The sequence below is a fragment of the Paenibacillus vini genome (genome assembly GCF_018403325.1).
GTDB classification, from domain to species: Bacteria; Bacillota; Bacilli; order Paenibacillales; family Paenibacillaceae; genus Fontibacillus; species Fontibacillus vini.
In genome coordinates this window covers 1-19,837 of the sequence record NZ_BOSL01000004.1, presented here as the reverse complement: position 1 = coordinate 19,837, position 19,837 = coordinate 1, and the positions used below count along the sequence as shown (strand labels likewise).

Here is a 19,837-nt window from a genome sequence, read left to right as displayed (position 1 = left end):
AAAGATGTGGTCAGGGACAGTCCCTGACCACATCTCGTTTGGGTTTATTCAAGGATTAGAGACTTAGTTCCGTCGGTTTAAGCTGTGCCATTTGTTTGCAGAATTCCTCTGGAGTGATATCGTCCGCCAAGAGTTGTGCAATTAGGTTTTTGTGGGTTTCCGCAGATTCGGCCGGAAGAATATTATCCCACCATGCGATAAACGAGGTAGCTGTTTTCATGATGTCTGCAGCAGATTTGTCGAGTTCGGAAAGGCCTGAAGTATCAAGGCCATCAATGTTCCAGCTAGGAAGACCTGCTCCGGCAAGAAAGCCCTGCGTACCAAGTTGCTCGCTTAAATACATAAGGAACTCAACGGCTTCCTTCGGATGCTTTGTGGTGCTGCTGACATAGAAACCATCGACCGCCCCGCCGAAAATTTCAGTGTTCTTCCCTTTACCGTCTTCAAAAACCGGGAAAGGAATTACTTTTACCTTGCCTTTAACGGCCGAGGAGTCATCTTCGATGCCGGCATTCACCCAGTTCGCCTGGAACATCATGGCTCCGTTACCCGCATTAAACGCACCCAGCATTTCATCATAGCTCATGCTGAACATACTGCTGTTGAAGGCGCCTGCCTTTGCCAGCTCCTGCATTTTGGTAGCTGCAGCAATGAAATCCGGCGAATTCCATTTGGATGGATCCTTAAACGCTTCGATGACCGCTTCATTCCCTGCTTGCCGCATGGCAATAATGTCGTACCAGTACATCCCAGGCCACCGGTCTTTCTCTCCAATGAGAGCCGGAGTAATGTTCGCTGCCTTCAATTTCTCTACGGCATCCAGCAATTCTGTATAAGTCGTCGGGATTTGGGCTCCCGCTTTATCGAACAACTCGGTATTCACAAAAAGATTTGCAATGTGGGTGTAAACGGGCAGTGTATAGATTTTCCCATCCACTTCAATGGCTTCCGACATTCCTGGGGCCATTCTCGACTTCACGTCGTCCGTTAAATAGTTGGTGATTTCAAGAACATTTCCGGATTCAATATAAGGCTGCATGAAGCTGCCGCCACCCATACCGTAAAACAGGTCAGGCGCTTCGCTTGCGGCTAATGAGGTCTTGATTTTGGTCTTATACTGTTCGCCGGTTGTGCCTGTGCGTTCAATTTGGATATTTGGATGCTCACTATTCCATTTCTCAATAATTTGCGGCAACAATTTAGCCGATGGATCCGTATTACCAACCGACTGATCCCATAGTGTCAACTTTATGGAACCGCTTCCATCCTTGCCCGAAGATTTCCCACCGGACGAATCCGAGGAGCATGCGGCCAGGCTTCCTGCAATCCCTACCGCCAGAATAATGCTCAATGATTTTTTTAATAACGCTTTCATCTCTTTGACCTCCCTATTTGTGAAATCGCTGCTTCTAGTAGTCATTTTAGGGAAGTACCCTTAATAACTCCATTCAAAATCCGCACATCGTCTTTTAAAATTCGAACATCTCTTTACCCGTCATTTTCCGTTCCGATACTCATTCATAGACCTGCCGGTCGTTTTCTTAAAGAGAACACTGAAATAGTGCGGGTCCGGGATTCCTACCTGTTCACCAACCTCGTATCCTTTTAAATCAGTCGTTTTCAGAAGGTTTTCAGCTCTTTTCATGCGAACATGGGTAAGATACTCCACAAAGGTCTGCCCCGTCTCCTTCTTCATAAGCCGTCCCAAATGGCCTGGACTGATAAAGAATGCGGCAGCGGTACTGGCCAATCCAACCTGGGGATCACTCATATGATTCTCCAGATACTCTTTCACCTGGCTGATCAGGTTGCCTTCTTTGGTTTGGAATTTCGAATGAATCGTTTGGCAAACGTAAAGGACATACCTTTCCAGTATGTTCATCAATTCCGGAAGATTGTCTGCCGTGAGAATCGAGACCAGGGTTTCCGCATTCTGCGCTTGTTCATCTTCGATCTGCTGCTCCATCGCCGCCCGCTGACATTCGGTAATGACATCCATCGCCGCCATCCGGAATTGTGATACACCGGAGAACGAAACATTGAATATTTGCTCAAGAATCTCCGTCGCCCGCTCGGACGAACCGACACTGATGCAGAACTGCAGTTGCTGAAGAAGCTCCGGATTAGACCGATAGTACTCTTCCCGGTTGTCCACGATATCCTCAAAGCAAACTACCTGATTATGTCCGACGAACGCTTTGTAGTGAATTGCACGACAGGCTTCCTGATACCCCAGGTGCGCTTCTTGCATTTTATCGCGTCTTCGCCCGATCCCGATGTTCACCAAGCATTTGTACGATTTGAGCAAAGTGGCCTGAATCGATTCGCAATCGCTGACAAGATGCGTTGTCTGGCTGAATGAAATGATCACCATTTGATTTCGGGTATCTGGAATAATCATCACCCGGGAATCATCCTTATAGAACGTTTCTATCTTGTTCCTGCACTCCATTCCCAACAGAATCAACTGTTCCTCTGTCTGCTTCTCTGATATCGGAGAGATTTCTATCACGGCAATTTGATAGGTACCACCGCTGAAAAACACAGGCAGTTTGAAATACTCCGCCTTTTCATGGATTTCCTCTTTTGAAAGAGCACCTTCTAACCATTGATAGAGGAATTTCTCCCTGAGATACGGGAAATTCCTCTCCAGGTCTTTCTTCAGCCTCTCCAGTTCTTGATTTCGCGTCCGTTCCTCATAAATCTTCTGCGTTAACTTGGCGGTCACATGGAGCAGATCTGAAGCATGAATCGGTTTTAGAATGAAATCCGAAATTCCAATTTTGATACTCTGTTGGGCATACTCAAACTCATCGTGGCCGGTAACGACCACTATTTTGATATCCGGATATTTCTCTAGTACCTTGCCGCTAAACTCAATTCCGTTAATGTACGGCATATAAATGTCTGTGAAAATGATATCGGGTCTAAGCTCATCCACCATATCCATCGCTTCATGTGCATTGGAGGCTTCCCCTACGATTATCAGACCTTGGCTTTCCCAATCAATTCGCATTCTAATCAGATTACGTATCAGATGTTCATCGTCAACGATCAAAACCTTCAATTTTCCCATGATGCATCAACTCCATTCGGTATGATTAGCGTTATAATCGTTCCCTTTCCGGGTTCGCTCTCAATGGTTACACAGTCTTTATCCCCATAAAAAATTCGCAAGCGTTCCATGGTTCCCCACAGTCCAAAGCTCTTGATTTCACCCTTTCTTTCGGTATAGAGAATTTGCGTAATTTCTTCCTCTGACATGCCGACACCGTCATCAGCTATGGATAGGATCACTGCTCCTTCTGAATTTCGTGCGCTGATTCGTATCGTTCCTTTCACACCTTTGGGTCGTATGCCATGATAAAGGCTATTCTCAACCAATGGTTGCAGCACCAGTTTGGGAATCGGGGACTGATAACAGTCTTCGTCTACGTCAAATTGAGCCTCAAAAACATCCTGGTAACGTACATTTTGGATTTTTAAATAGTTTCGAACGATCTCAATTTCTTCACCGACCGTGATTACGTCTTTTCCTTTGCTGACACTCATCCGATAATAGCTTCCCAATGCTTCAATCAGATAACACACCTGATCGTTTAACCCGGACAGCGCCAAGGAAGTAATGGAATCCAGCGTGTTATATAAGAAGTGCGGTTTGATCTGGGATTGCAGTGTACTTAATTCCGCCTTACGAATGGTTCTCTGCTCCTCAATAACGCGCTTCAACAATTGATCGATTTGTTCAATCATCTGATTGTAGCCGTTGTAGAGCTGTTCAAATTCATAACTGTTCAACTCCACATTAACTTTCATAAAGTTGCCGCTCGGGGCCTTGTTCATGGAACGCAAAAGCTTATGGATCGGATTGATAATACTGCGCGAAATGACGAATGAGCTTACAAAGAAGATCGTCCCGTTAATCACCAGCAGGATCAGCGCCAACAGCACGATCGACTTGTTTCGTGACTCAATGGAGTTATGCGGCATGATGCTCACGAATTTCCAATGATCCTGTCCGTCCGAAAGATAAGAAACACTATATTTCTGCGAATCCGAGCTCATTGTAAGAACCCCTGAATTTCCTTGCTGAAATTGTTGCTCCAGCGTATCTTTGTTCGTTGTCAGGAGCTCTTTAAAGACTGCATCACTTTGATCTTCCGTGGAATCGGCTACGATAATTTGATTGTTTTCATCCAAAATCGCAATTTCCAATGAATTCTGATCGAGCAAACTGGAATAAGCCTGGACAAATGCATCGTCTTTGATATTAATAACGAGGATTCCGAGGCGGGAGGTATCATCAATGTCCCGGATCAAACGAATGAAGGATACGAAATTATCATCCGTGGTCCCCTTCTGAAAGGTTCCACTGCCGTTTAGTCTCAAGATATACTTCCCTTTATTCTGTACCACTTGCTCATACCAGGGAGCATCCTCTATGTTCGCATCCATAAAAGTCGGCAATTCCTCTGTTCCAACCGAAAACCGATGACCGGAATTATCGAAAATATTGACCGAGTCAATAATAGGAACCGCTTGCATAAGATTATACAAGTAAGCGCTGACCTTAGACTGGGTTTGAAGGTTGGCATACACGTCCCCCTGTCTTAACAGGTTTTGCAGATTATGATCCGAAAATATCATTTTAGAATAGTTATTAACGTTTTCGATCATTAAATCCACGTTGGTCTGTATAGAGGTTATGGTCTGTAATGACGCCTCATTAATTTTCTTCTGCGCTGTATTCGTGGCTATTTGATTCATGACCAGATAGCTGAACCCCACCGTAAACAAGATGACTAAAAAATAGGCGAAGGGTATTTTGAATGCCAGTTTTCTCGGTTTGCCATAAAATATTGATTTTACGCTTCTTGTCATCCGTTCTATCACTTTTCGCTCCTCCGCCACTTATGTCATATTCAATGCCAAATAATTAAATCCCATTATAGCCATAACTCTTAATTTCGGACAATGAGAATTCGACATGAACATGAAGAGCACGGACCGTCGGGTCCGTGCTCTTACGTGTCTTAAACCATATATTCTATCAACTCTATTTTATTTCCTTGCCCGTAAAGAGCGAAACTCTCGCTTTTACCAATTCCGTATATTCCTCCTCCATCTTCTCGGCTCCGACTTTATCCAACTCGGCGAGGAAGTCGTCATAAACCTGGTCGAACTTATCCGCTTTGGCCAAAATCGCCTCCGGAATTCTTTTTTGGATGATATCCTGAGTCTTTTGATAAATGACCTGGTAGTCTCCGTCCGTTGGAACCTGCATGTTGTACAAAGCGCCCCACTCTTTGACAGGAAGCTCATCTTCGCTAGGGAACAGATCCTTCCATGTCGTTGCTTTATAAGCGGCTAATGTCTCTTTTTCAACATCCGAATATTTGGCGATGATTTGCTCCGGAAAATTGGTTGTATAGTAATTGCCTGTGGCATCTTTAACGCCATCCCCGTACCGTGGAGCGAGGGTCGTATACAAATCGACACCCGTTTCTTTGGTAAAAGTGCTGGCATCATTGACTTTTTTGTTGAGAACATCTTCAGGAATGACGCGGGTACCGTTCTCTACGTTATATTGCTTACCCTCGATCCCCCAGTTTCTAAGCACTTGACCCTCATCTGAGGCCAGCCAGTCGAGGAACTTGATCGCACGGACCGGATCCTTACAAGCGGTCGTAATGCTAATGCCGTAACCGTCAACCCCGAAAGATTGCATGGCATGATCCTTGTATTCTTCGCTCAGCGTAACCGGAAAGTGCGCATACGTGTATTCGTATTTGCCTGCAGCTTTCAAGGCATTTTCGGCTTCGCCGTATTCCCAGTCCACCGAAGTTAAGCCCAGCACACGCCCGCTTGCGATTTTCGCCTTATATTGATCTTCCTTTTGCACAAAAGAGTCTTTATCTAGCAATCCATCATTGTACAACTTGTTCAACCAGCGAAAATATTCCCTTTCTACCGGTCGTTTATAGTGAAGCATCGCCTCATAGGTTTCGGGATCTACATGATATTCACCGTCATTCATCCCGCCTGTCGTATTATTGGCCTGATTGGTGACCGTAATTAGCATTTTCCAGCCATCCGCATTCAGCGTAAGCGGAATTGTTGGTTGCCCGTCTGTGGTCGGGTGCTTCTCCGCATATTCTCTTAGCACATTTTCAAAATCATTGATCGTTCTGATTTCCGGATAACCCAGTTCCTTCAATACGCGATGCTGAACTTGAAAGCCATTCGTAGCGTCAAAATATTGCTGGCCCACTCCGATATTGGTCGGGATCGCATAAATGGCCTGGTCTTCATTGCTATATTTCAAACGATTCATATTTTCGCTCATAATCTTCTTGATATTCGGGGCATGCTCCTCGATCAGATCCGTAAGATCTATAATCGCGTCGGAATCCACCAGCTTACCGAGCTCGCCCTTGGCGTATATGAGATCGGGATAATCGCCGCTTGCCGCCATCAAAGAGATTTTGTCCTGACCGCCGCCGCTACCTACATCAAACTCCGCTTCGAGGGTGACTCCGGTTTTAGCTGTAATTTCCTTGCCCACATCATCCTTCATGTTGTTCCAACTCGGGTTCGCATCGGCTCCAAAAAAGGTAAATGAGATCGGGCTATTATCGTCTCCGCTAGTTGAATTCCCTGAATTCACAGCTTTATTTCCCGAATTGCCGCAGCCTGCCGTAACGAGCAGCATACTTGCCAACAACAGAACTCCAAATTTCTTGTTCAAGCTTCGCATCAAATCATCCTTTCCCCCTGTATATTTCTCGGTACAACCTTGGTGAATACGCTTTCTTTAGTGGCTATAAGCCATAACTCCCAGCGAGTTCGGCCCTGCTTACATTCCTCATTCTATCGCATCATTTATGAGCAAACCTTGATTTTCAAGTCATTCAATAGCATGATATAGACATAAACTTAGCCATAGCAGGCGGTGATCATTTTGACGGATGTCTATTTAAACTGGTTTACGAGGGATGAGCATTTCCCTTTTTTCATTCAATATGGAGGACATGAGGAGGACACCTTTGATCATAGTCACGTAGATTTCTCCGAATTAGTCATTGTTCTGAACGGACATGCTACTCATATCGTCAATAACGAAGAGTCATTTATCAAAAAGGGTAACGTCTTTGTTATTAACGGCAGTACTTCTCATGCTTATAAAGAGCCTCAGGATTTTAAAATTTGCAACATTATGTACAAACCCGAGATGCTGGAATCCGCCGGCCCGGATCTCCGGACGTTAAATGGATTTCAGGCGCTTTTCATTCTGGAGCCGTTTTATCGGAATATCACCACCTATAAAAGCAAATTAAATTTATCGATATCAAGTCTGGAGTATGTTGCGTCCCTCATCTCCTTCATGGTCGGAGAATACGAGGCCAAGCTTCCCGGCCATCAAACCTTGCTCGCTTCGCGCTTTATGGAACTCGTTGTCTATTTGTCCAGACACTATGACAATGGGGAACGCGGCTTGGACAACGGTCTGATCCACCTGGCGAATGCGGTCTCCTATATTGAAGACCACTATCTCGAGCCAATTGCCTTGGAGGAAGTTGCTGCGAAATCGAATATTTCCATAAGACACTTAAACCGGATTTTTAAAGCCTATTATCAGACGACACCGATTGCTTATCTTCAACGACTTCGGCTTGAAAGAGCCTGCATGCTCTTGAAACAGACCCATCTTTCTGTAACGGACATCTCCTACGCATGCGGATTTAACGACAGTAACTATCTGGCGCGCCAATTCAAAAAGGCTTACGGGATGTCCCCGCAAGCCTACCGAAAGAACCGGTGAATTTAATTCACCGGTTCATAATCAAACCAATCAAAATATGCAGGGGTTGCTTGCTCCGATTCACTCACGGCATACATCGCCATAAACACGCCGGTAAAACCGCTCGCTACTTCTGTCGAGAGTAAATGAGTTTCGCCCCATCCTATCTCAACACTCTTCGAATCCATCGTTCGGAGTGACAACTCGAACCTCTCGGGAAAAGCTTTAATTTGAAGCTCGATCACTCCCTCTGGGCAGTCGAGCCTCTCCTCTACTTTCATCGAGCCGACCGTCCGGCGAAAAACGACTACTTTCCGTCCTCTGTCGCGCCTTACGGCAAGGTCGTAATGATATTTCTCATTCATATACACGGTTAAACCCGCCTCTTCCCCATCGTGCAACGGGTCAAATTCCATCGCCGCCCTAATATGGCTGGTGAAATGACAAAGTCGCCGTCCGACAAAAGCCGGGGAACCTATATCGTTCAATGACGTTGAATTGCCATAAAGAACAAGATAACTCGGACGTTCTTCCAACGACCAACAGCTTATGTGAGGATTTCGTAAAAAAGTCCACTCCATTCCCAGCCGGGATTGGTCGAAGTCGTCTCTGATCGGTTTTTCCGGCCAATGAACTTCCGGTAAATTAGGACCCTCCATGAGGGGGTGAATATGTCCGGAGTTCCCAATGATCGGCCATCCGCCCGCCGTCCAGGTTACATTCGCAAGGAAAACTTCTCTTCCCAGATGGTGCCGATATGGATAGGAGACGGGTCTTATTCCCAAGCAAACTGCCCACCAGCTGCCGTCCTGGGCTTGGACCAGATCCGCATGTCCTGTAGCATGTATCTTGCTATCCATGCTCCGGTTTGAAAGAATAGGATTATGGGGACAAGACTCATACGGCCCAAACGGATCACCGCTTCTGGAAATAGTCTCCATATGGCCATATTCGGTACCGCCTTCGGCGATCATCAAATAATACAGACCATTGATTTTGAATAAATGTGGCGCTTCGGGATGTGCCCCGCCCGATCCTGTCCAGATCAAGCGACTCTCGGTCAACATGCTTCCGGTTTCAATATCGATCTCGCATTGATATATACCGCCATTACGTGCAGACTGAAAATACACGCGTCCGTCATCGTCGAACAAAAGGGAAGGATCTATGCCGTCCTGAGCAACCTGAATCGGCTTCGACCAGGGTCCTTCCGGATTCATCGTTTTCACATAGAAGTTCCCGATTCCGCCTACATTGGTGGTCGCCATATAAAACCAGCCCTTATGATAACGGAGGGTCGGAGCATATATGCCCCCGGAACTTCTTATATTCCCAAGCGTCAGCTGGTCTTCGGTCGTTAAACAATGGCCGATCTGCCGCCAATGGACCAGATCCTTGCTATGAAAAATAGGCACTCCGGGAAAATATTCAAATGAGCTCGTAACCAAATAATAATCGTCACCGACCCGGCAAATACTGGGGTCAGGGTGAAAGCCAGGGATCACGGGATTGATAAACTGCATCCATTGCACTCCTGTCTAAATCTATTTTCAATCCCATTATATTTTACGCCATGATATAAAACCTTCACTTTAAAGTCATGCAACTAGCATGATCTAGACATGGGGTGAACTTTTACCTTTTCAAACCTGTCAGACGAATCTCGTTGAGCTCCTCGGGTGTCATCAAACCGGATTTATAAAGATTCATATATTCCTGAGATACACTTTGGTTAAAGATCAATAAATCGTCGGTATTTATGGTCACCGGGATTCCATGTTCATATAGCTTACGAATGGGATGGGTGCCATAACTCTCAGCCACGCCGAGCATAATATTGCTTGTCGGACACACATTCAGTTGAATCTGATTCCGAGATAACCAACTCATGATTTGAGGCGAACTGACTGCCGCAATCCCATGGTGGACCTCCTGAAGCTCCAACTCCTCGACGGCCTCCATGACGTGATCGGCGGTGCCAAACTCCCCCACGTGAGCTTTCAGGGTCAGTCCCGCAGCTTTTGCTGCTCTGTAAATTGACTTGAAGCATGCGATAGGCTGGGCAAATTCATCGCCGCAGATATCGGTCGACCGGAACCATTGGCAAGCCAATACAGCATCCAGTCGTCCAAGCACTTCTTCTACATGACAGGCTCGATCCAAGGCCAGCTCGGGTAAAAATTTCGTTTGAGGAGCATAACGACGATGAAAATCATCCATGATCCGCGAAAAAGAATCCATCCCTCCCAAATTATCAATCTCATCGAGCCCGAAGCTTAACGCCAATATTTCGATATGGTCTTCTGCTGCCTGCACAAAAGAAGCCTCAATCCGTTTTAAATAACCTTGCATGCCGGAGCAATGCCGTTTCACATGTTCATCAAACCAGCTCTGCATGTCGTGTAACGATTGAAAAGGCTCTGTTGGCGGTTGAATGCCAACGTTGGCCCACTCGCTTATATATTTGATATTTCCGCCGCGACCGGCGTGGTTGTGCAAATCGCTCTTTGGTATGGCCTGCAATCCCTTAAGTGATCCATCCACCAGGCTATCTATAAAATTACGTTTTATAGCGGATTCCTCAAAATGAAGTGACACTCCCAACAACCCCTTCAACGTTTTGAAGTAGAGAACCATCCATATATTACATTAATTAAAACCCACAGCCTTAAGTGCTGTGGGTTTTTTGTGAACCGGATTCGGGTTAAATTGAGTTTCTCATTAACCTTCGCCGTTATTATTATCGAATTTCTGTTGTAAGGGGGCAAGAAAAACGTTGTATATCTCTTGACCCTCGGTTACTCTGGAAACCACATCCACCGTCATCGGTACGCTCTCACCAATGTTTGACTTAAAAGACAACTGCATCCCTTTGATTTCTCCATTTAACTTTATCATAGGCAAGAAGTAAATTTGGTAGAAGATGCGGCTGGAACGAGTGAGCAAGGATTCGAGCTTGGCGCCCTGGAGTCCGTTGATAGTGTAACCAAGGGTTTGTCTAAAAGCTTCGTTTATACTGGAAATACACTGATCCTGATCCATTGAAAGAGACGCTAAGCGGGTACGGCCAGGTCGTTCATCAAAATAGTCCATGAACAGTAACGCGACCTTTTAACTCCAAATATTCTGATATAAGGGAGATCGTCTCCTCCGGATGGCTCATATGCGGGCAGTGCCCGGTGGCATCCATAATTTTAAGCACGCTGTCTTGAATTTTATCATGCATGTAAGCCCCTACTTCCAGAGGCGCTATCGCATCTTCGGAGCACTGCAAAATCAAGGAAGGAGCAGAGACGCTTGGCAGTTCATTTCTGTGGTTGGATAGAAAGGTAGCTCTGGCGAACTGGCGGGCAATTTCCGGCTCCATGGAGCAGAAGCTGTCTTTCAATTCTCCCGACAAATGAGGACGTTCACCATTGGCCATAATGATCGGGGCGAAAACTTCAGCCCATTGTACAAAATTCTGATCCATGATACCCAAAAGTTCCTCAATATCTTCTCTTTCAAATCCTCCGACATAATCAGGTAAATCATTGATATAACAAGGAGAGGCGCCGATGAGAATCAAGTCTTTGAAGTACTCCGGCTTACGGATGGACGCAAGCATGCCGATCGTGGCACCAACGGAATGACCTACATAGATCGGATTCTTCAAATCCAGCGCCTCGCAAATTTCCAGCGTATCTTCCGCATAGCCATAAAGATCGCTGTACTTTACCGGATCATATGCCGTAATATCCGAATTGCCGGCACCGGTGAAATCAAATAAGATAACTCTAAAGTTCTCTTCAAACGCCGGGGAAACATAGCGCCACATATTCTGATCACAGCCAAAACCATGTCCAAAAATAAGCGGCTGTTCCCCATTTCCTTTTATCTTTACTTGATTACGCGTCATAATATCCTTGGCCAAAATGAGAAACCTCCTTTTCTAGATGTACTATGAAACCTCTTCCTGTAGGATAAGTATAACATAGATGAAAATCCCGCAACCGGCGGGCAGCGTAACGATCAACAGTTGTTATGAAGATGTATGATGCATACCCGCCAGCTTCTCGAGAAAATCCGCCACGATCTCGAGCGACGCCGTATCGAAACTGGCCAACAGCTTCGTCACTTTTTGATCCTTCTCCTCGTGAAATAGCCGATGCAGTCCGGCCAATTCGTCACCCAGCGGGGTCACGGAAAAATAAACTTCCTTCTGATTGTCCGGCAGCTGAGTTTTTCGAATTAGACCCTGATCCAGCAGTTTGCGGGTGATTTTCGAAACAGCGCCTTTCGTTATGCCCATATCGCGGGCGATGTCGATCCCTTTAATGCTGTCATGCAAATGAATAACATCCAGCACGTGAAGGCTTGACACGGACAGGTGGGGTAGCAGCCCTTTTAGCCTTTCGTCGGAGATCCGTTCCATAAGCCAAAGACGATCCTGGTCCTCCTCGCTTTCGCTAATGAGAATCCGGTACATTGAATTTTCGATGCGGTTTTTGAGCTCGAGCATATCATCATTCTTATATGGCATAAGGCAGGCCTACCTTTTTTCTTTTTATTATAACATGGTTTCCTAAGAAACTATTTGACGCGATATCCTTTTCTTGTTATTATGGTTTCCAAGGAAACCATAAGGCAAAAGAGAGTCTTGCTGCGGCTTCTATGAAAACCATGAATATGGAGGGAAACGAAATGAATGAGGTTTTACAAGTAATCCGCCAGCATCGCTCTATCCGCAAGTTTAAAAATATTCCGTTGACCGGCGAACAGATCGAAGCCATTGTCGATGCGGCGCAAATGGCACCCACTTCCGCGCATCTGCAGCCATTCTCAATGATCGGCATCACAGATCGGGAGCTGCGGAAGAAGATTGCGGTCCATTCAAATAATCCTTGGATTGAGGAATGCGGGTACTTCTATATTTTTTGCACCGATCTTCACCGCTTAATGCTGGCCGCCAACCCGGATCAACAAGAAAAGGTTAGCTCCAACCTGGGCTATTCGTATTTTTATCAAACCGCAGTACTGAGTGCCGCACTGGCCCTGCAAAATGCCAACCTGGCGGCCGAATCGATGGGGCTCGGGGCCGTGATCATCGGTGGTATTAACGAGGCCCTGCCCGCTCTGGACGAATGGCTTGATCTGCCGGACTTCGTCATTCCTTTAGCCGGTCTTGCGGTAGGTGTCCCCGACGAGTTCCCCGAGCAGAAGCCGCGGCTGCCTCGGTCCGCCGTATTTTTTGAAAACCAGTATAATCGCGATCTTAAATCACAGGTCGAACAATATGATCGGGAAGTCGAGGAATATTACAGCGCGCGAACCAATAACAAGCGGAAGGTAAGCTGGTCCGGAAAATTCATATCCATGCTAGAGAAGGATTTACCGCTCAGCGGATATACGGAATACGTGAAGAGCAAAGGGTTTGATTTGAAGTAGCCGAAAGGAAAATTTCACGCAAGCCAATGCCTGAAACGAAAAGCCACAATCTCATAGGTTGTGGCTTTTTATTCTGTAGAGGCGAACTTACAGGGGGGATGTCACTCCCTTATGGGCTCCTGCATACGATGGAGAAACTGACGAATCGAAGATGGAGGTCATGATTATGAGCTTGCAGCAAATGGGGCAGCAAGAGCAAACACTGTACAGAATGGACGCACCTACGATGCAAACCTTAAAATCCGTTCAGGATCACATAGGCAAAATAAGCAAAAATTATGTTAATAAGTATGTCCGGGTGGAGACCGTTGATGGCGATGTTTTTGAAGGGTTACTTACCCACTGCGAAAGAGGCATATTATACTTAAAACTTCCAAGCCATGGGACTAGTCGCGGCTTTTTTCCCGGTTACCAAAGTGATGTCATTTTACCTCTGGTACTGTTCAATCTACTGGCCATTTCATTAATATAGGCCTGATCAAACCTTCATTTTTAACAATAAGGAGTGTTATCTTATGGCATTTACACCGCCTCAAGGACCACAAGGAGCTCAGCAGCCGCCATCTTCCCCTCCACCGCAATTTACACCACCGCAACCCGAGGCTACAACGTTCGCCGTCGACCCCGGAGCTATTTCCGGCTGCCTATTCCGCAACACATTCGTGTGGCTGAGAAATGGGAACTCGTTCTGGTTCTTCCCGACCTTTGTAGGCTTAACATCCGTTGCAGGTTTTAGATGGACCGGTAGAATGTGGGTGTATACGGGGGTCGATCTAAAGAGTATTGTGTCATTTACATGTTTTTAAACGGTTTACCTGATTCCTTGCATACGAACAAACAAAAACGGACACCAAGGGTGCCCGTTTTTTTGTACTGCATATGGAGACGAATCGTGCCTGTATCACGTATCACTCACTGCGTCGAGGATACGTTCTGCACAGCCTCTTTTTCCATAGTAGAAGATCCAAGGTTGACCAATACAACGCCTGCAATAATGAACGCAATGCCAAAAACTGTGATTAACCCGACTTTTTCTTTCCATATCAGAATCCCGATTATGACCGTAGCCATAGTTCCAACCCCCGACCATATCGCGTAAGCAATGCCTAAGGGGATCTTTTGCAGACTCAGAGAGAGCATATAGAACGCCAACCCAAAACAGAGAACCGTCGCGATGCTCGGATATAATTTCGTAAATCCATTCGATAGCTTCAGCATTGATGTACCTAGCAGTTCACCAATAATCGCTACCAGCAAAAAAAGGTACGGCTTCATTCCGCTCCGCTCCTTTCTCCGCTTTTCACTTCGGGCCCTCCATCCAGGATTCCCTGCATCAAGAACTCAACCATTTGCACCAACACCTTATCCAAAGACAATTCGATCTTGTTCGCAACATGTATATCCATAAGCTGATTCAAAGCTCCGATGTAAGTCTGGATGAATAGCTCGACATGAAAGGGCCGCAGAATGCCTGCCGCTACTCCTTCTTGGATCAAGATCCGGATGTTATCCCATCCATGCTTTATATATGCATCCACCTCACGCCACAGTTGCGGATACCGTTGTTTCAAATCATGAAAAACATGAACGTCTTTAAATACAAATCCGCGAGGTAAAATAACTAGAGCCATCCTCAGTTTCTGGGCGGCATTCAACGACGTATCGTTCATCACTTCCTGCTCGGCTTCCCGCATATCCGCAATGGATTGATCGACGATGTAGCTAATCATGTGCTCTTTTGACTCATAGTATTGGTATATCGTCTTTGTACTCATCCCTAGACTTGCAGCGATATCCCGAAGCGAAAATTTCAACCCCCGCTTCATGATTTCTTCCCTTACAACTTCCGTGATTCTTTCCTTCATGGGTTCACGTCCAATCGTGCTGTAGTTTTGCAAACGAATCGAGGCAGGAAGAACAGAGGGTATATCATTAAAAACAAATTCGGTATCCACCACGACGCATCAAAATCATGCCGCAGACCCCAGAACGCGATTGCTTGCAAACCTGAACAAAACGTAAGCGATAACGAAATGATACATAAAGAGATTCCAAATTGCGGCCGTTTCCGATACAAATAGATGCTCATTAACCCGGTACAAGAAATCAACAGATCCAGAGGAATAAACGATAGATTCCAGGCCACCATCATTTCATTGTCATAATCCTTGTAGAGATAGTCCTTCGGCAGCAGATTAAGAAATACGATAAGCCAGTACGCCACAAATCCCACATCCGTGACGAGCATGGCGGTCTTTAATGTTCTTCCCATCGCTTTATTCTCTCCCACGCACATAGCCTGGAAAACAATTAATAAATTATGTTTTCCCTGTTTTCCATTATACATTCCGAGTTTCAGCTAATCAACCTCACTATCGATTAGCCGGAAACTAACTACGAGTGTATTTACATACATACTGTATGTATGTTAAGATGAGTCCATATTTAGGATAAAGGAGATGTTTACCAATGATTACTACAAGCTTCTATCCTGTTATATTGACGGAGAAGGTTGCCTTGAGTTCAACTTTTTACTCGACCTATTTTCAATTCGAAAAGGTATATGAAGCCGACTGGTACGTGAGTCTTAGAATGACTAACGGTAAAGTCCCTTATGAATTAGCTCTCTTGGATGCATCTCACCCTACCATCCCCCCTGTTTACCAAAAAAGAGTCCAAGGCTTGATTCTAAACTTTGAAGTAGATGATGTGGATTCAGAGTATAAGAGACTTATTCTGGATGAGAAGCTGCCCCTGCAACTCGATATTCGTAATGAAGAATTTGGACAGAGACATTTCATAACCAGCGACCCTAATGGTGTGTTAATTGATATTATACAAATTATCCCTCCCTCGGAAACGGAGAGTGCTAATTATGCAGAGCAGGTATGGTTGAGTAATAACGATGGTGAAATAGAATGAGTACTACGGTACAATTAAAGCATTATTTTGCTGGAGAATTAGCCGTTCGTCTATCCAAATTGATCAGCCCGCACTATCCTGATTTCCCTACGGAAATATTCGTCGAGTCCGTTAGAAATAGGGTAGAATCACTTGAATTAAAAGACCGGGTCGCCGTCATTGCCGATCAATTAAGACAAGCATTACCCTCTGATTATTCGGTAGCTCTGAGCATTCTATTAAATATTGTTGGACCGGAGAATGAAACCGAAGAGGGAATGTTCAATAATGGGTATTTTCTAATGCCTGTTGCCTATTTTGTTGAGAAATATGGGTTAGAGCACTTCGATATTTCCATGCATGCTATATATGAGATCACAAAAAGACATACTTCAGAATATGCCCTCCGTCCTTATCTTGAAGTTCACCTTGAGGATACTTTAGATCAGCTAAGTCAATGGTCACGTGATGCTAACTCTCATGTCCGTCGTTTAGTCAGCGAAGGAACACGTCCACGTCTTCCCTGGGCAAAACGAATCCATGTCATCAAGGGAGACCCTGCTAATAATCTTGCCTTGCTGGAGCCCTTGTGGGAGGATCCTTCCTTTTATGTAAGAAAGTCCGTGGCTAACCATTTAAACGATTTAACGAAAGACTATAAGGAAATTACACTTAACTGGTTGAATGATCGTTTGAAATTTGAGGGAGAGCATCGCACCTGGATGATTCGTCATTCACTGCGATCCTTAACGAAATCAGGAGATCCGGCGGCAATAGCACTTTTGGAGAAGCTTTAAGAGCGGTCTGATTAAGGGTAAGAAGAGATCGAGACAGGAGAAAAACGTGTATGAGAAGAAACAAAGAAGAAACGAATGAAACCATTAACCGGTTGATAGAAGTGGCCAGAGGTTATTTTACCGAACACGGGTATGCGGACTCTTCCCTGGAGGAGATTGCCAAGGAGTCCGGGCTAACGCGAGGGGCACTCTATCATCATTTTAAAAATAAAAAAGGTCTCTTTCACGTGGTACTGGAATCGGTTCAGAAAGACGTTGCAGAACGAATAGAGACGGAAGCGGCGAAAAGTGAGGATGTCTGGGAACAGCTGCTTCTTGGGTGCATTGCCTTTGTAGCTGCCGCAGTTGAGCCTCAGAACAAACGCATTATGCTCGTGGACGGACCTGCTGTATTGGGGTGGGAGACTTGGCGGAGTATGGACGAGCATAACTCCATGCGCTTACTACACGGGCAACTGCAAATTATGGAGGAACAAGGATGCCTCAAACCGGGCTCGATTGAAGCCATGACCCATTGTCTATCTGGAGCCTTGAATGAATCTGCGCTCTGGATTGCACAGATGCCGGATTATGAGCAAGCATTGGCGGACACCAAAGTCATCATCTCCAATATGTTGAATGGTTTCAGGAGTTAAGTTGAATGGAATGCAATAGAAAGCAAAAAAACACACTTCCCACTGATATTTTCAAAGGGAAGTGTGTTTTCTTGCTTGTCATAAGCGGGTGATGGGAATCGAACCCACGCTACCAGCTTGGAAGGCTGGAGTTCTACCATTGAACTACACCCGCAAAAATAATGGTCGGGATGACACGATTTGAACATGCGACCCCCTGGTCCCAAACCAGGTGCTCTACCAAGCTGAGCTACATCCCGATAAATGATGCCGGTGAAGGGACTCGAACCCCCACGGTTTCCCTCACGATTTTGAGTCGCGCGCGTCTGCCAATTCCGCCACACCGGCATTTATCAATATTTACTACAATGTTAAAAATGGCTGGGGATATAGGATTCGAACCTATGGATGACGGAGTCAAAGTCCGTTGCCTTACCGCTTGGCTAATCCCCAACACTGTTTCAAAGTTATGAATGGGGCGATCGATGGGACTTGAACCCACGAATGCCGGAGCCACAATCCGGTGCGTTAACCCCTTCGCCACGACCGCCATGCATAATCGAATGATAAAAGAATGGCGCGCCCTAAGAGATTCGAACTCCTGACCTTTTGATTCGTAGTCAAACGCTCTATCCAGCTGAGCTAAGGGCGCTTAAGATGGAGCGGACGACGGGAATCGAACCCGCGACCCTCGCCTTGGCAAGGCGATGCTCTACCGCTGAGCCACGTCCGCAAAGATGGTGCGCGTGGAGGGACTTGAACCCCCACGTCAAAGACGCTAGATCCTAAGTCTAGTGCGTCTGCCAATTCCGCCACACGCGCATTTTGAAAAGTGAGCCATGAAGGACTCGAACCTTCGACACCCTGATTAAAAGTCAGGTGCTCTACCAACTGAGCTAATGGCTCTCATAAAGAAATCTAAAATAAAAATGGCGGAGCCGACGGGATTCGAACCCGCGGTCTCCTGCGTGACAGGCAGGCATGTTAGGCCTCTACACCACGGCTCCACACTGGTAAATCTTCATCCCTAAAGGGATAATTGCGGGGGCAGGATTTGAACCTACGGCCTTCGGGTTATGAGCCCGACGAGCTACCGGGCTGCTCCACCCCGCGTCAGTTAAAATGAATATTTACTTGTCAAAGTAAACTATGGTGGAGGCTGAGGGGATCGAACCCCCGACCCTCTGCTTGTAAGGCAGATGCTCTCCCAGCTGAGCTAAGCCTCCGAAATCATGAATGTCTGGGGTCCCCGAAAAGTAATCGGATTACACCACAGAGCTTGACTTCACTTTTTGGGGTGTGTTGGTGACCCGTAGGGGATTCGAACCCCTGTTACCTCCGTGAAAGGGAGGTGTCTTAACCCCTTGACCAACGGGCCTTGTTTATGAAAGTGAAATTATGGCGGAGAGAGAGGGATTCGAACCCTCGAGACGCTTGTGACGCCTACACGATTTCCAATCGTGCTCCTTCGGCCAGCTCGGACACCTCTCCACAGTATTTGGTTAGAGTCCCCAGAAAGCGTCCGGAATAGACATCGAAGCTATTCACACTTTCTGGGGAATGGACTCCCCGAACAGGACTCGAACCTGTGACAACTCGATTAACAGTCGAGTGCTCTACCAACTGAGCTATCAGGGAACAATGGTGGAGCCAAGCGGGATCGAACCGCTGACCTCCTGCTTGCAAGGCAGGCGCTCTCCCAGCTGAGCTATGGCCCCAAACTTATTACAAATACATGGAGTATGATGATGGGTTAGATGGTGGGCCCTAGTGGACTCGAACCACCGACCTCACCCTTATCAGGGGTGCGCTCTAACCAACTGAGCTAAGGGCCCATTTAAAATGATTATATATGTAGAATTTTAGGCAAAAAAAATCCCCCACAAGGGGTTTGCTTGGCGGCGTCCTACTCTCCCAGGACCCTTCGGTCCAAGTACCATCGGCGCTGGAGGGCTTAACGGTCGTGTTCGGGATGGGTACGTGTGGAACCCCTCCGCCATCGCCACCAAACGGTTCAAGCATCTTAATCGCTTGAAAACTGGATACGAAACTTGAGTTTGCATTAGAAATTTGGATAAGCCCTCGACCGATTAGTACCTGTCAGCTCCATACATTGCTGCACTTCCACCTCAGGCCTATCAACCTCGTGGTCTTCAAGGGGTCTTACTAGTTGGGAAATCTCATCTTGAGGGGGGCTTCACGCTTAGATGCTTTCAGCGCTTATCCCGTCCGCACGTAGCTACCCAGCTATGCTCCTGGCGGAACAACTGGTGCACCAGCGGTGCGTCCATCCCGGT

General features: G+C 46.2%; 18 protein-coding genes, 17 tRNA genes and 2 rRNA genes. 6 read left to right on the top strand and 31 right to left on the bottom strand.

Annotated features, from left to right (window positions below):
• Positions 1–55 precede the first annotated feature (55 nt).
• The 4 genes from KJS57_RS07750 to KJS57_RS07735 form a co-directional block, all read right to left on the bottom strand.
• Positions 56–1,375, bottom strand: coding sequence for an extracellular solute-binding protein (locus KJS57_RS07750; RefSeq protein ID WP_211022500.1), 1,320 nt, complete (start codon positions 1,373–1,375; stop codon positions 56–58).
• A gap of 120 nt (positions 1,376–1,495) precedes the next feature.
• The gene (locus KJS57_RS07745; protein ID WP_211022501.1) at positions 1,496–3,076 is read right to left on the bottom strand and encodes a response regulator; all 1,581 of its coding nucleotides are present in this window, start codon (positions 3,074–3,076) and stop codon (positions 1,496–1,498) included.
• A complete protein-coding gene (locus tag KJS57_RS07740) occupies positions 3,064–4,893 on the bottom strand; it encodes a sensor histidine kinase (protein WP_244861445.1) in 1,830 nt (609 codons plus the stop codon). The genes KJS57_RS07745 and KJS57_RS07740 overlap by 13 nt, the downstream gene beginning before the upstream one ends.
• A 163-nt stretch (positions 4,894–5,056) precedes the next feature.
• A complete protein-coding gene (locus KJS57_RS07735) occupies positions 5,057–6,757 on the bottom strand; it encodes an ABC transporter substrate-binding protein (protein WP_213654513.1) in 1,701 nt (566 codons plus the stop codon).
• A 204-nt stretch (positions 6,758–6,961) separates the two neighbouring features.
• Between KJS57_RS07735 and KJS57_RS07730 the strand changes: the two genes are divergently transcribed.
• Positions 6,962–7,822, top strand: coding sequence for a helix-turn-helix domain-containing protein (locus KJS57_RS07730; protein ID WP_213654303.1), 861 nt, complete (start codon positions 6,962–6,964; stop codon positions 7,820–7,822).
• Positions 7,823–7,824: 2 nt separating this feature from the next.
• Here KJS57_RS07730 and KJS57_RS07725 read toward each other — a convergent pair whose 3' ends face one another.
• From KJS57_RS07725 to KJS57_RS07705, 5 genes are all read right to left on the bottom strand, one after another.
• Entirely contained in the window at positions 7,825–9,324 is a 1,500-nt protein-coding gene (locus KJS57_RS07725) for a glycoside hydrolase family 43 protein (RefSeq protein WP_213654302.1), read from the bottom strand.
• Positions 9,325–9,436: 112 nt separating this feature from the next.
• On the bottom strand, positions 9,437–10,399 hold the full coding sequence (locus tag KJS57_RS07720) for an amidohydrolase family protein (RefSeq protein WP_213654301.1): 963 nt from the start codon (positions 10,397–10,399) through the stop codon (positions 9,437–9,439).
• Between the two features lie 123 nt (positions 10,400–10,522).
• Positions 10,523–10,894, bottom strand: a complete 372-nt coding sequence (locus KJS57_RS07715) for a PAS domain S-box protein (RefSeq protein WP_213654300.1) — start codon at positions 10,892–10,894, stop codon at positions 10,523–10,525.
• Positions 10,881–11,714 carry an alpha/beta fold hydrolase gene (locus KJS57_RS07710; RefSeq protein WP_213654299.1) on the bottom strand — a complete coding sequence of 278 codons (834 nt, stop codon included), beginning with the start codon at positions 11,712–11,714 and terminating at the stop codon, positions 10,881–10,883. The genes KJS57_RS07715 and KJS57_RS07710 overlap by 14 nt, the downstream gene beginning before the upstream one ends.
• A gap of 108 nt (positions 11,715–11,822) precedes the next feature.
• Positions 11,823–12,323 carry a MarR family transcriptional regulator gene (locus tag KJS57_RS07705; RefSeq protein WP_213654298.1) on the bottom strand — a complete coding sequence of 167 codons (501 nt, stop codon included), beginning with the start codon at positions 12,321–12,323 and terminating at the stop codon, positions 11,823–11,825.
• Positions 12,324–12,484: 161 nt separating this feature from the next.
• Between KJS57_RS07705 and KJS57_RS07700 the strand changes: the two genes are divergently transcribed.
• Positions 12,485–13,228, top strand: coding sequence for an NADPH-dependent oxidoreductase (locus KJS57_RS07700; protein WP_213654297.1), 744 nt, complete (start codon positions 12,485–12,487; stop codon positions 13,226–13,228).
• Positions 13,229–13,394: 166 nt separating this feature from the next.
• The gene (locus KJS57_RS07695; RefSeq protein WP_213654296.1) at positions 13,395–13,700 is read left to right on the top strand and encodes a hypothetical protein; all 306 of its coding nucleotides are present in this window, start codon (positions 13,395–13,397) and stop codon (positions 13,698–13,700) included.
• 440 nt (positions 13,701–14,140) lie between these two features.
• Here the strand turns inward: KJS57_RS07695 and KJS57_RS07690 are convergent, their stop codons facing one another.
• The 3 genes from KJS57_RS07690 to KJS57_RS07680 are packed head-to-tail and all read right to left on the bottom strand — an operon-like array spanning position 14,141 to position 15,500.
• Complete coding sequence (locus tag KJS57_RS07690; protein WP_213654295.1) at positions 14,141–14,503, bottom strand: DMT family transporter; 363 nt, start codon at positions 14,501–14,503, stop codon at positions 14,141–14,143.
• Positions 14,500–15,093 carry a TetR/AcrR family transcriptional regulator gene (locus KJS57_RS07685; RefSeq protein WP_213654294.1) on the bottom strand — a complete coding sequence of 198 codons (594 nt, stop codon included), beginning with the start codon at positions 15,091–15,093 and terminating at the stop codon, positions 14,500–14,502. The genes KJS57_RS07690 and KJS57_RS07685 overlap by 4 nt, the downstream gene beginning before the upstream one ends.
• Positions 15,090–15,500 (bottom strand): YvaD family protein, encoded by a 411-nt coding sequence (locus KJS57_RS07680; protein ID WP_213654293.1) that lies wholly within the window; start codon positions 15,498–15,500, stop codon positions 15,090–15,092. Before KJS57_RS07680 ends, KJS57_RS07685 begins: the two co-directional genes overlap by 4 nt.
• A gap of 197 nt (positions 15,501–15,697) precedes the next feature.
• On the opposite strand from KJS57_RS07680, the gene KJS57_RS07675 reads away from it, so the two are divergent.
• The 3 genes from KJS57_RS07675 to KJS57_RS07665 are packed head-to-tail and all read left to right on the top strand — an operon-like array spanning position 15,698 to position 17,561.
• Positions 15,698–16,150, top strand: coding sequence for a VOC family protein (locus KJS57_RS07675; protein ID WP_213654292.1), 453 nt, complete (start codon positions 15,698–15,700; stop codon positions 16,148–16,150).
• Positions 16,147–16,926 carry a DNA alkylation repair protein gene (locus KJS57_RS07670; RefSeq protein WP_213654291.1) on the top strand — a complete coding sequence of 260 codons (780 nt, stop codon included), beginning with the start codon at positions 16,147–16,149 and terminating at the stop codon, positions 16,924–16,926. Before KJS57_RS07675 ends, KJS57_RS07670 begins: the two co-directional genes overlap by 4 nt.
• A 50-nt stretch (positions 16,927–16,976) precedes the next feature.
• Entirely contained in the window at positions 16,977–17,561 is a 585-nt protein-coding gene (locus KJS57_RS07665) for a TetR/AcrR family transcriptional regulator (protein ID WP_213654290.1), read from the top strand.
• A gap of 83 nt (positions 17,562–17,644) precedes the next feature.
• On the opposite strand, the gene KJS57_RS07660 is transcribed toward KJS57_RS07665, so the two are convergent.
• The 19 genes from KJS57_RS07660 to KJS57_RS07570 all read right to left on the bottom strand — a co-directional run.
• Positions 17,645–17,715 (bottom strand) — tRNA-Gly (locus KJS57_RS07660).
• An 8-nt stretch (positions 17,716–17,723) separates the two neighbouring features.
• Positions 17,724–17,800, bottom strand: a tRNA-Pro gene (locus tag KJS57_RS07655).
• A gap of 8 nt (positions 17,801–17,808) precedes the next feature.
• A tRNA-Leu gene (locus KJS57_RS07650) sits at positions 17,809–17,888 on the bottom strand.
• Positions 17,889–17,918: 30 nt separating this feature from the next.
• Positions 17,919–17,993 (bottom strand) — tRNA-Gln (locus KJS57_RS07645).
• 21 nt (positions 17,994–18,014) lie between these two features.
• Positions 18,015–18,090, bottom strand: a tRNA-His gene (locus KJS57_RS07640).
• 25 nt (positions 18,091–18,115) lie between these two features.
• Positions 18,116–18,192, bottom strand: a tRNA-Arg gene (locus KJS57_RS07635).
• 6 nt (positions 18,193–18,198) lie between these two features.
• Positions 18,199–18,273: transfer RNA gene (locus KJS57_RS07630), tRNA-Gly, on the bottom strand.
• A 5-nt stretch (positions 18,274–18,278) separates the two neighbouring features.
• A tRNA-Leu gene (locus tag KJS57_RS07625) sits at positions 18,279–18,362 on the bottom strand.
• A gap of 11 nt (positions 18,363–18,373) precedes the next feature.
• Positions 18,374–18,446: transfer RNA gene (locus tag KJS57_RS07620), tRNA-Lys, on the bottom strand.
• Positions 18,447–18,470: 24 nt separating this feature from the next.
• Positions 18,471–18,547: transfer RNA gene (locus KJS57_RS07615), tRNA-Asp, on the bottom strand.
• A gap of 32 nt (positions 18,548–18,579) precedes the next feature.
• Positions 18,580–18,653: transfer RNA gene (locus KJS57_RS07610), tRNA-Met, on the bottom strand.
• 37 nt (positions 18,654–18,690) lie between these two features.
• Positions 18,691–18,766 (bottom strand) — tRNA-Val (locus KJS57_RS07605).
• A gap of 77 nt (positions 18,767–18,843) precedes the next feature.
• Positions 18,844–18,918 (bottom strand) — tRNA-Glu (locus KJS57_RS07600).
• Positions 18,919–18,939: 21 nt separating this feature from the next.
• Positions 18,940–19,031, bottom strand: a tRNA-Ser gene (locus KJS57_RS07595).
• 74 nt (positions 19,032–19,105) lie between these two features.
• Positions 19,106–19,178: transfer RNA gene (locus KJS57_RS07590), tRNA-Asn, on the bottom strand.
• A 4-nt stretch (positions 19,179–19,182) separates the two neighbouring features.
• Positions 19,183–19,258: transfer RNA gene (locus KJS57_RS07585), tRNA-Ala, on the bottom strand.
• A gap of 40 nt (positions 19,259–19,298) precedes the next feature.
• Positions 19,299–19,375, bottom strand: a tRNA-Ile gene (locus tag KJS57_RS07580).
• A gap of 58 nt (positions 19,376–19,433) precedes the next feature.
• Positions 19,434–19,550 (bottom strand): 5S ribosomal RNA (gene rrf / locus KJS57_RS07575).
• Between the two features lie 60 nt (positions 19,551–19,610).
• Positions 19,611–19,837 (bottom strand): 23S ribosomal RNA (locus KJS57_RS07570); the annotation flags it as partial.

Excerpts from the sequence above, each read along its gene's own strand:
- KJS57_RS07750 (WP_211022500.1), bottom strand. The coding sequence starts at position 1,375 with ATGAAAGCGTTATTAAAAAAATCATTGAGCATTATTCTGGCGGTAGGG.
- KJS57_RS07745 (WP_211022501.1), bottom strand. The coding sequence starts at position 3,076 with ATGGGAAAATTGAAGGTTTTGATCGTTGACGATGAACATCTGATACGT.
- KJS57_RS07735 (WP_213654513.1), bottom strand. The coding sequence starts at position 6,757 with ATGCGAAGCTTGAACAAGAAATTTGGAGTTCTGTTGTTGGCAAGTATG.
- KJS57_RS07725 (WP_213654302.1), bottom strand. The coding sequence starts at position 9,324 with ATGCAGTTTATCAATCCCGTGATCCCTGGCTTTCACCCTGACCCCAGT.
- KJS57_RS07715 (WP_213654300.1), bottom strand. The coding sequence starts at position 10,894 with ATGGACTATTTTGATGAACGACCTGGCCGTACCCGCTTAGCGTCTCTT.
- KJS57_RS07705 (WP_213654298.1), bottom strand. The coding sequence starts at position 12,323 with ATGCCATATAAGAATGATGATATGCTCGAGCTCAAAAACCGCATCGAA.
- KJS57_RS07700 (WP_213654297.1), top strand. The coding sequence starts at position 12,485 with ATGAATGAGGTTTTACAAGTAATCCGCCAGCATCGCTCTATCCGCAAG.
- KJS57_RS07695 (WP_213654296.1), top strand. The coding sequence starts at position 13,395 with ATGAGCTTGCAGCAAATGGGGCAGCAAGAGCAAACACTGTACAGAATG.
- KJS57_RS07690 (WP_213654295.1), bottom strand. The coding sequence starts at position 14,503 with ATGAAGCCGTACCTTTTTTTGCTGGTAGCGATTATTGGTGAACTGCTA.
- KJS57_RS07685 (WP_213654294.1), bottom strand. The coding sequence starts at position 15,093 with ATGAAGGAAAGAATCACGGAAGTTGTAAGGGAAGAAATCATGAAGCGG.
- KJS57_RS07680 (WP_213654293.1), bottom strand. The coding sequence starts at position 15,500 with ATGGGAAGAACATTAAAGACCGCCATGCTCGTCACGGATGTGGGATTT.
- KJS57_RS07675 (WP_213654292.1), top strand. The coding sequence starts at position 15,698 with ATGATTACTACAAGCTTCTATCCTGTTATATTGACGGAGAAGGTTGCC.
- KJS57_RS07670 (WP_213654291.1), top strand. The coding sequence starts at position 16,147 with ATGAGTACTACGGTACAATTAAAGCATTATTTTGCTGGAGAATTAGCC.
- KJS57_RS07665 (WP_213654290.1), top strand. The coding sequence starts at position 16,977 with ATGAGAAGAAACAAAGAAGAAACGAATGAAACCATTAACCGGTTGATA.